The organism is Leptolyngbya iicbica LK, from assembly GCF_004212215.1.
In the GTDB taxonomy this organism is placed as follows: Bacteria; Cyanobacteriota; Cyanobacteriia; order Phormidesmidales; family Phormidesmidaceae; genus Halomicronema; species Halomicronema iicbica.
Map to the genome: position 1 here is coordinate 36,326 of NZ_QVFV01000013.1, position 8,973 is coordinate 45,298.

Genomic DNA, 8,973 nt, shown 5'->3' on the forward strand with positions numbered 1-8,973 from the left:
GGTTATTGGCCGATCTCCAGTGGCTCTCTAGAGAGCGATCGCCCGTAGCTCTACCCTTTGACTAAGATGATGGCCAAGCGCGATCGCTCTCTAAAACATCCGGAAAGCCCCCTTAATCCACTAAAAACTTCAATGGATCTTGAGGTTTGCTATTGAGCAGCACTTCAAAATGCAAATGCGGCCCGGTGGAGTAGCCCGTATTGCCGGAAAAACCAATCACCTCATGTTGGGCCACCAGATCATTCACCGATACTTGAAACCCGCTTAAATGCGCATAGCGAGTCCGAAAGCCATTACCATGATCAATCTCAATCACATTGCCATAGCCCCCATTGCTGCCTGCACGGCTAATCCGCCCCCCATCGGCAGCCTTGATAGGAGTCCCTGTGGGTACAGCAAAATCGACCCCCTCATGAAATCGCACCTGCTTAGAAATCGGGTGTACACGCTCACCAAAAGGACTCGACAGGGGAAAACCAGCAACGGGATAACGGAAATCACCCAACGCCTGACCTCGCGTGGGAGCAGCGACTTTCACATCTGCGTCTGCGCCAATTTCTGAAATCGGTGCGGGCATGGGCAGCAGTGGCAATTTCGCAGCCAAGAAGGAGCTAGAGGTCTGAGTGTCTGTAGCCATTTCTGCCACAGTTGTCCCCGCGACGCCGGTCTCCGACAACTTGGCATTCCCCGTGGGCAAAAATGGCTGAGCCAAGATGGGCACCGGGGCACTACTCGCTTTTTGACCCATGACGGTGTAGATCAGTAGCCCGACAAATACACAAGTATTGATAAACGGCAGTACGAAGAACCAGATACCGAGATAAATTGACGCGGGACTGGGTCGCTTGCGGCTGCGACGTCGCGATTGTTTTGACTGCAGGGAAGTCGAAACCTGTAAAACCGTCGATGTTTGTAAAATCGTCCCCGCCCCCGCCAGCTGCAGTGCCTCGTTCGCTAATGAATGAGCGCCATGAGTTGCGATCGCAAAAAGTTCTGGCCGCCACACCGGAATCGGAGCATACCGCTTTGCGCTAGATACACGGGTCTGGCCCGGATAAATGCCCTGGCTCATTGGATATTTAGCTGACTGAATCATGGTAAATGCATCCCTTTGTAGTTGTATGTGTCGTGAGTGTTGCAACGTTTATACAACCTCACGTAGTCACCCATACTAAAAATGCCTAACTCAGCGCGCCCGCTAACGTCAAACGGTTTGAAAATACTTATTCACAGCAATTTTTTCTCATCCTTAAGCCAATCCAAGGCATCACAGCATCGACTCTCCAGCCAGTTCATCTCAACATAAATACTCAGCTAGAATTACAAGCTCATCAATTTTCATTGAAGCCTCTTAGGAAATTCAGTCGCCCTCAATAGCCAAGGCATCGCAGCAAGATTTACTCATCGCGATCGCCCCATCCCCCCTCTAAATCACCCATGTGATTGGGTCAGCTACTGCAACCAACTAAAATCGTCAAACTAAAAAGGATGCACGGCCAAACCGTACATCCTTCAAACTACCTAGCCATAAATCTAAGTGGCGCCCTAGTAAGCGTCTTGCAATTCGTAAAAATCTGGCGAAATGTAGTCTTTGCGCAAAGGCCATCCCTTCCAGTCTTCCGGCATCAGCAACCGCTTCAAATTAGGATGTCCTTCGTACACAATGCCGTACATGTCATAGCTTTCACGCTCTTGCCAGTCAGCAGCCTTCCAAATCCAGTAAACCGAAGGTAGCGTCGGGTTTTCGCGCGGCAAAAACACTTTTACCCGCACCTCTTCTGGACTAGTGGCATCATCACTGACTTTCACTAGATGGTAAAAACTCACTAGAGACTTACCAGGGCCTTCATCATACGCCCCTTGACATTGCAGATAGTTAAACCCATAAGCAAACAAAGCCGTGCAAATAGGAATCAAAAACTGCGGTTCAACCGTTAGCACTTCAATTCCTAAATGATCAGGAGCTAAAGACTCGTGACCAAAGCCATTCTCAGTCAGCCACTTTGATACGGGCCCGGCCTCAACAATGGCCCCGCCATCTTCAGCAGTCTCATTCTGATTTACATCCGCATCAGCCATTGACTTCCTCCTGCTTCGCTTCTTCCAAAGAAGATTCAACCGACATGCCCATCGCGGCCATCAATTCTTTTGGCGGCGTTTCGTGGGTGCCCGTCTGCAAATATTTGCCCGTCAAGATCGGCGAAACACTCTGCATCTGATGCTGGGTCGTATGGTATCGGTGGGTTTGAGCGATCGCGGATTGATCGGCCCAAGATTCAGTCGCAATCTTCTTCCGCAGCTTAATAATCGCGTCAAAAATCGCCTCTGGTCGGGGCGGACAACCGGGAATGTAAACATCCACCGGAATCAACTTATCAACCCCTCGTACTGCTGTCGGCGAATCCATACTGAACATACCGCCCGTAATCGTACAGGCACCCATCGCAATCACATACTTAGGATCAGGCATCTGTTCATACAACCGCACCAACGCTGGAGCCATCTTCATCGTGATGGTACCGGCAGTAATAATCAGATCAGCTTGCCGGGGAGAGGCCCGTGGCAACAGGCCAAAGCGGTCAAAGTCAAACCGCGAACCAATCAGTGCTGCAAATTCAATAAAACAGCAAGCGGTGCCATATAGCAGTGGAAACAAACTAGACAAACGAGTCCAGTTGTACAGATCATCCACCGTAGTCAAAATGACATTTTCAGAGAGATCCTGGGTTACCGTCGGAGCGCCAACTGGATTTATCAAACGCTCGTCAGGAGCCAGCATCGGTGCCTTACTTTCAGGGTTCATGACCATTCCAATGCTCCTTTTCGCCATGCGTACACCAAACCGACCACTAGAATCGCAATGAAAATCAGCGCCTCTATAAATGCCAGGAGTCCCAGCTTGCTAAAGGCCACCGCCCAGGGATACAAAAACACTGTTTCAACGTCAAAAATGACAAATACCAGGGCAAACATGTAATAACGGATGTTGAATTGAATCCACGCTCCGCCAATGGGCTCCATCCCCGATTCATAAGTAGTTCGACGACTCGCCCCTTCTCGCTTGGGTCGCAAAAAGTAAGCGATGCCAAGGGCCAAAATCGGTACTGAACCACATAAGAGGAGAAAGACTAAGAGGTATTCGTATCCGGTTAAGACAAACACTGCGTATCCTCACTCACGATCGCACACAGTCTTTTGCTGTACGCATTTCCATATTAGTTTACATTTGCTTGAACTTCAGACCGTTGCGCGCCGTGAGTGTTTTGCAGTTTCCATGCGGGTGATTAGGCAGTCTCATCATTGAGCCACAGCAAAATTGGCGCGGTTGATCACGACCTTCAAAATTGACCTGGTAACAAGTAAGGTTCAGCGCCATGTCATAATTGGTAAGAAATATTGCAATTTTTCATAATCAGCCTTCAGCGGTCTAATGAAGACTAGCTGGCTGATGTTGCTTGTAGAGCCGTCGAGGGAAATTAGTGATGTCGCCTGAGCCTAATCAGCAAGTTGAGCCGAGCAGCCCGCTTGATGACCAATCGGTTGATCAGCAAAATGCCACACCGATTGAGGAGACAAACGCCGATTCGGCAGCCGAGCCGGACAAGCCGTTAACTCCACGGGAAATGGATCGATTTGAGTGTATGGCCTGTGGTTATACCTATGAGCCGACCAAAGGGGACGATCGCAGCGGGATTAAAGCCGGTGTGCCATTTCAAGACGTACCGCTGAATTGGCGATGTCCGGTTTGCGGAGCCCAGAAAAAGCGTTTTGCCAATGTTGGGCCAGCTGGCACCCCCTCGGGCTTTAAAGAAAATCTGAATTATGGCTTGGGCGTGAATACCTTGACGCCTGGTCAGAAGAATATTCTGATTTTTGGAGCCTTAGCAGTTGGTTTTTTCTTCTTTATTAGCCTTTATGGTTTGCGATAACTCCAGGGCGCCCAGAGTTAAAGATACGAACGTTGATGTTGTTACGGCTGAGGATGGTGAGGCTAGCATGGGTGGTTTATTAGTTCATTTACGAAAGTTTGGGGCGATTGTGGCGATCGCTTTTCTGTGTTTCGGGTGCAGCAATGCGTTTTTGCCCGACCTCGAAAACAATCCTTGGGAGGTCGTGCATCTGGATACAGAGGCGACGTTCTCTGACATTGCTTTTACCGATGATGCTGATCACGGCTGGCTGGTGGGCAGTCGCAGCACCCTGATGGAAACCCGTGACGGTGGCAAAACCTGGGCCCAGCGATCGCTCGACCTGGGAGATAAAGGGTTTACCTTTACCTCCGTGAGTTTTGTGGGCAATGAAGGTTGGGTCGCTGGCCAACCCCAAATTCTGCTCCACACCACGAATGGGGGCGACACTTGGGAACGGGTCCCCCTGAGCGACAAATTACCCGGTAAGCCTTTCCTCATTACGGCCCTAGCAGATAAAGAAGCTGAGTTGGCCACCGATGTAGGCGCCATTTATCGCACCCGCGATGGTGGCCAGAACTGGAAAGGGCTCGTATTAGGGGCTGTAGGCGTTGTCCGCAACATGAGTCGGAGTCCCGACGGCAGCTACGCGGCCGTCTCTTCACGGGGCAACTTTTACTCTCTGTGGTCCCCTGGCGATTTGGAATGGCGTCCTTTCAACCGTGAGAGCTCTCGCCGCTTGCAAAATATTGGTTTTGACCAAGATGGTGGCTTATGGCTGCTAGAACGGGGCGGACAGATTCAGTTTTCGCTCACGGGCGAAGAGGAAGATTGGCAGGAGCCGATCACCCCTGAGTTAGCTACTAGCTGGGGCTTTTTGGATGCGGCCTTCCGCACGTCTGAGGAACTTTGGGTTTCCGGCGGGAGTGGAACGCTGTACTTCAGTCCCGATGATGGGTTGACCTGGTTCAAAGATGCTGACGTTGATCAGGTCCCCTCGAACCTGTATCGCATCATTTTCAATACCCCAGACCAGGGTTTCATCTTGGGCCAAAACGGTTACTTACTGCGGTATGCTGGCGCTCAAGCAGCTTAAGGTCGGCTCGTGGAATGCGGAACTTAGCATCTAACTTGTGATGGATTCCTGAGTTCCGTATCATTAAGTAATAGGATTGATACACACGTTACATGTGAGGTTGATATGGCAGGTGATACCGGCGAACGGCCCTTTGGCGACATTATTACAAGCATCCGTTACTGGGTCATTCATAGTGTTACCATCCCCGCTTTGTTTATTGCTGGCTGGCTCTTTGTGAGCACTGGTTTGGCTTACGATGCCTTTGGCACTCCTCGTCCCAACGAGTATTACCAGAGCAATCAGATGGAACTGCCCATTGTGTCGGATCGCTATGAGGCAGAACAGCAAATTAAAGAGTTTTTGGGCCAATAACGGCGCTCAAAACTGTTAACCCTTAGTGCAGTCGAACGAATTAGTGAGCAGGACATGACGAACACTCCCAATGAACCAACGGTTTATCCCATTTTTACGGTGCGGTGGCTAGCCGTACACACCCTTGGCGTTCCCAGCGTTTTCTTCTTGGGCGCGATCGCCGCAATGCAGTTTATTCAGCGATAGGAGCACACCAGTGGAACGGAATCAGAATCCGAATAAACAACCAGTTGAGCTGAACCGGACATCCCTTTATCTGGGACTGTTGCTGGTCTTTGTGACTGGGTTGCTGTTTTCCAGTTATTTCTTCAACTAAGTCTGGCAAGTCATTAGTTTCATCAGGCTTTGAGCCGCTGTTGTTGTGTTGATTAGTTTGTGAGTAGGAGGTACCAAAATGATTAAGAATGGACGGATTCCTTTGTGGATTGTGGCCACCGTTGCTGGCACTGGTGTGCTGGTGGTAGTCGGTCTGTTTTTCTACGGGGCTTATGCGGGCGTCGGTTCAGCCGTTTAGTTAATCTTGGCAGGCGCTTCTATTGCTGTCATACGCCTCAAAGCGGTTGCTTAACCAGCAGCCGCTTTTTAGTTGCTTAAAATTTGAATCGCTGAATCATTTTATGAATACTCGCGCCTCCTACTTCATCGCCTGCAGTCATGTCGCCTGAGGTGAAGTGAGCGGGGAGATGCTTTTGGGCAATAATGTATTCGCTTTCGGCCTACCGCTGATGGGCGGGCCGACTTCGTTGTTCGAGCCAGAGCAAGAGACCGTTGAAGGCAAAGGCGAGGATGGCGACTGCGATCGCGCCAGCCCAAATTTTGTCAATGCGATTCGTTTGAATGCCGTCGAACAAGAGTGTACCCAAGCCGCCAGCATTGAACTTGGCACCGATCGTCGCGATCGCGATCGCCACAATTGCGGCAATTCTCACCCCCGCTACAAACACAGGCAACACCAACGGCACCTGCACCCACCACCACCGTTGCCATAGGCTCATGCCCATGCCCCGCGCCGCTTCGAGTATCGAGCCATCAATGCCCGCCAGGCCCACGGTGAGGTTGCGTACCAAAATGACCTGGGTATAGATCACCATTGCCACGATGACCGAGGTCGCATTGAGCCCAAACACAGGCACCAGAAAAATAATCAGCGCCAGACTAGGAATCGTGTAAAAAATTCCCAATAGCCCCATCACCGGAACGGAAAGCCAGCGCACATGGTTAATCAACAAGGCAATGGGAACGGCAATCAGAATAGCGATCGCCAAAGCACTGAGCGTCATCTGTAAATGCTGCCAGACCAGGGTTGCGATTTCGCCAGGGTGGTTCAGCAAATAGGCCATCAGTGGTTGTGCTCCCGGGCGCAGGTGCGAATGTGATCCAACGTTAATCGTCCGACGGGTTCACCCTGACGGACAACAGTAAGTTCAGGGGCTCCAGTTTTTAGAATGATGGATAAGGCATCGCGCAGGTTGGCGTCAGCCTCAACCACTGGATGCTGACCGGGTTGAAACGGGGCTGGCAGTGGCATCAGCGCCGCATCGACTGGGACCTGCCCTAACTGACGCACCATATCGTCAGCGCCTAAAAGTTGATGAACAAAGGGATCGGCAGGTTGCGTTAACAGCTTGAAAGGGGTGTCAAATTGGACAATCCGCCCCGCATTCATGACGATAATGCGATCGCCCAACCGCAGTGCTTCATCCACATCGTGAGAGACAAACAGGATCGTTTTTTTCAATTGCTGATGCAAGCGCAGAATCTCTGCCTGCAGGGCATTTCGAGTAATCGCGTCAATCGCCCCAAACGGCTCATCCATCAACATATAGTCGGGATTACCCGCTAAGGCACGAGCGATGCCGACCCGCTGTTGTTGACCACCCGATAACTGAGCCGGATAGCGATCGCGATAGTCAGCAGGCGGCAGTTTTACCAAATCCAGCAGTTCATCCACCCGAGCTTGAATTTTTTGCATCGGCCACTTCAGCAACTTGGGCACCACAGCCACATTATTCGCGACCGTCATATGGGGAAATAACCCCGATTGTTGAATCACGTAGCCAATTTTTTGGCGCAGTGTTGTCGGGCGTAACGCTTTGATATTTTGCCCGGCCATCGTGATGCGCCCTTTAGTAGGCTCATAAAGGCGGTTGACCATCTTTAGCAGAGTCGTTTTACCGCAGCCCGAAGGCCCCAAAATGACGACCAATTCACCCGATTGAATTTCACAAGTCACCTGATCCACCGCTGGGCGAGCCATCCCCGCAAATTTCAGCGTGACCTGTTCAAATAAAATATTGCCCATTGCCAACCTAAAAAGTGGTCAGAATTAAGCCCTGTAAGGGGCAATCGCTGCCGTGAAATGAGTGGCCAAGCTCACTCCGCCCCTCGACAACCAGAGTCAACCCAAGCATCTAAGGCTTTACTCAGCCTCGCTGGCAGCAGCTTCTAGCAGCCCAGACTCTTGCAAAAACTGCAGCGCCACCGCATCTGGCTCCTGAGCTTCACCTGTGACCTGATAATTAAGCGACTGCATCACCTCGTCAGTAATCAGCGGCGCCAGACTATTCAAAATATCTCGGACATCAGGATTCGCATCTAACACCTCTTGACGCACCACAGGCGCAACTTGATAAGGCGGAAAGAGTTGTTGATCGTCCTCCAACAACACCAGGTCAAACGCGCTGATTTCACCATCTGTACCAAAGGCGACAGCCACATCAGCTTCACCATCGACTAAGCCTTTATAACGCAACCCGGCATCGACGGCTTTGTAACTATTGAGTTGAAAATTTCCATAGGCGGCTTGCAGACCCGGTAAGCCGTCTTCCCGAACTTCAAACTCGGGGGGGCCAATTAAAGTGAGGTTGCTGGCTTGAGCTGCGAACTCAGAAATTGTCGTAATGCCCAATTCGCTAGACTTCTCTTGGGTCATGGCCAATGCCTGAGTATTATTCATCGGCGACGGCTCTAGCCAAACCAAATTGAACTGTTCTTGGTACTGACTCGAAACCGTTTCGTATACCACCGTCGGATCACTATTCGCCTCGGCTTTGAGTACCGTTAATAAACCAGTGCCCGTATATTCAGGATATAAATCAATTTCGCCACTTTCGAGCGCCGCTTGGGCAACGGGGGTGCCGCCCAAGTTCAACTTGCGCTCGACCGAGTAGCCTGCGTCTTCCAGCACAAGCGCATACATTTCGCCCAAGATGAGCTGCTCAGTAAAATCTTTTGAGCCTACGCGGATGACATCGCTACCGCCGTTATTACCTGCGCAGGCCACAGTAACGAATACTGCACAGACAAATAGAGCCACTGGGGACAACCAACGTCGCCAAATTCTCATCAGTTCAGTCTCTTCTAATCGGTCGCAACTTCAGTCACTATACGCCTTTGAGAATAGCATCTGATTTTGGTGGAGCTTCTGCGACAAATAACGCAGTCTAGCAACGATATCTGCTGTTGACTGAACGACAAAGCCATCTTGGCCTTTATGGGCTAAACCGCCAGATGATATCGCCAAGAGTCAGAGGATGTTTGATAAATCGCTCAGTCAGTAAAAAAGCTCACTCGCCATAAGCTGAAGATACGAACCATCAGCCCTTGAGTGAGCAT

General features: G+C 50.7%; 13 protein-coding genes. 6 read left to right on the forward strand and 7 right to left on the reverse strand.

Going from position 1 to position 8,973, the window contains the following annotated elements; genetic code table 11:
* Positions 1–112: 112 nt before the first annotated feature.
* From DYY88_RS23530 to DYY88_RS23545, 4 genes are all read right to left on the reverse strand, one after another.
* Positions 113–1,096 (reverse strand): M23 family metallopeptidase, encoded by a 984-nt coding sequence (locus tag DYY88_RS23530; RefSeq protein WP_084607051.1) that lies wholly within the window; start codon positions 1,094–1,096, stop codon positions 113–115.
* 449 nt (positions 1,097–1,545) lie between these two features.
* Entirely contained in the window at positions 1,546–2,079 is a 534-nt protein-coding gene (locus DYY88_RS23535) for an NAD(P)H-quinone oxidoreductase subunit J (RefSeq protein WP_039726702.1), read from the reverse strand.
* Positions 2,072–2,779, reverse strand: a complete 708-nt coding sequence (locus DYY88_RS23540) for an NADH dehydrogenase subunit K (RefSeq protein WP_236146462.1) — start codon at positions 2,777–2,779, stop codon at positions 2,072–2,074. The genes DYY88_RS23535 and DYY88_RS23540 overlap by 8 nt, the downstream gene beginning before the upstream one ends.
* 20 nt (positions 2,780–2,799) lie before the next feature.
* Positions 2,800–3,162: an NAD(P)H-quinone oxidoreductase subunit 3 gene (locus tag DYY88_RS23545; protein ID WP_039726700.1), complete on the reverse strand. Its 363-nt coding sequence runs from the start codon at positions 3,160–3,162 to the stop codon at positions 2,800–2,802.
* Positions 3,163–3,482: 320 nt separating this feature from the next.
* Here DYY88_RS23545 and DYY88_RS23550 point away from each other — a divergent pair, with 320 nt between their 5' ends.
* The 6 genes from DYY88_RS23550 to DYY88_RS23575 all read left to right on the forward strand — a co-directional run bounded on the left by DYY88_RS23550 (position 3,483) and on the right by DYY88_RS23575 (position 5,872).
* On the forward strand, positions 3,483–3,929 hold the full coding sequence (locus DYY88_RS23550) for a rubredoxin (protein WP_084607050.1): 447 nt from the start codon (positions 3,483–3,485) through the stop codon (positions 3,927–3,929).
* A gap of 67 nt (positions 3,930–3,996) precedes the next feature.
* Entirely contained in the window at positions 3,997–5,004 is a 1,008-nt protein-coding gene (locus tag DYY88_RS23555) for a photosynthesis system II assembly factor Ycf48 (RefSeq protein WP_039726699.1), read from the forward strand.
* A 105-nt stretch (positions 5,005–5,109) separates the two neighbouring features.
* Positions 5,110–5,358, forward strand: coding sequence for a cytochrome b559 subunit alpha (gene psbE / locus DYY88_RS23560; RefSeq protein ID WP_039726698.1), 249 nt, complete (start codon positions 5,110–5,112; stop codon positions 5,356–5,358).
* Between the two features lie 54 nt (positions 5,359–5,412).
* Positions 5,413–5,544: a cytochrome b559 subunit beta gene (psbF, locus tag DYY88_RS23565; RefSeq protein WP_039726697.1), complete on the forward strand. Its 132-nt coding sequence runs from the start codon at positions 5,413–5,415 to the stop codon at positions 5,542–5,544.
* Positions 5,545–5,554: 10 nt separating this feature from the next.
* Positions 5,555–5,674, forward strand: a complete 120-nt coding sequence (gene psbL, locus DYY88_RS23570) for a photosystem II reaction center protein PsbL (RefSeq protein ID WP_072041322.1) — start codon at positions 5,555–5,557, stop codon at positions 5,672–5,674.
* Positions 5,675–5,752: 78 nt separating this feature from the next.
* Positions 5,753–5,872 (forward strand): photosystem II reaction center protein J, encoded by a 120-nt coding sequence (locus tag DYY88_RS23575; RefSeq protein WP_063776177.1) that lies wholly within the window; start codon positions 5,753–5,755, stop codon positions 5,870–5,872.
* A gap of 202 nt (positions 5,873–6,074) precedes the next feature.
* Here the strand turns inward: DYY88_RS23575 and DYY88_RS23580 are convergent, their stop codons facing one another.
* The 3 genes from DYY88_RS23580 to DYY88_RS23590 form a co-directional block, all read right to left on the reverse strand.
* On the reverse strand, positions 6,075–6,698 hold the full coding sequence (locus DYY88_RS23580) for an ABC transporter permease (RefSeq protein ID WP_039726696.1): 624 nt from the start codon (positions 6,696–6,698) through the stop codon (positions 6,075–6,077).
* Complete coding sequence (locus DYY88_RS23585) at positions 6,698–7,660, reverse strand: ABC transporter ATP-binding protein (RefSeq protein WP_039726695.1); 963 nt, start codon at positions 7,658–7,660, stop codon at positions 6,698–6,700. The genes DYY88_RS23580 and DYY88_RS23585 overlap by 1 nt, the downstream gene beginning before the upstream one ends.
* Positions 7,661–7,777: 117 nt before the next feature.
* Positions 7,778–8,704: a glycine betaine ABC transporter substrate-binding protein gene (locus DYY88_RS23590; RefSeq protein ID WP_039726693.1), complete on the reverse strand. Its 927-nt coding sequence runs from the start codon at positions 8,702–8,704 to the stop codon at positions 7,778–7,780.
* Positions 8,705–8,973: the final 269 nt, after the last annotated feature.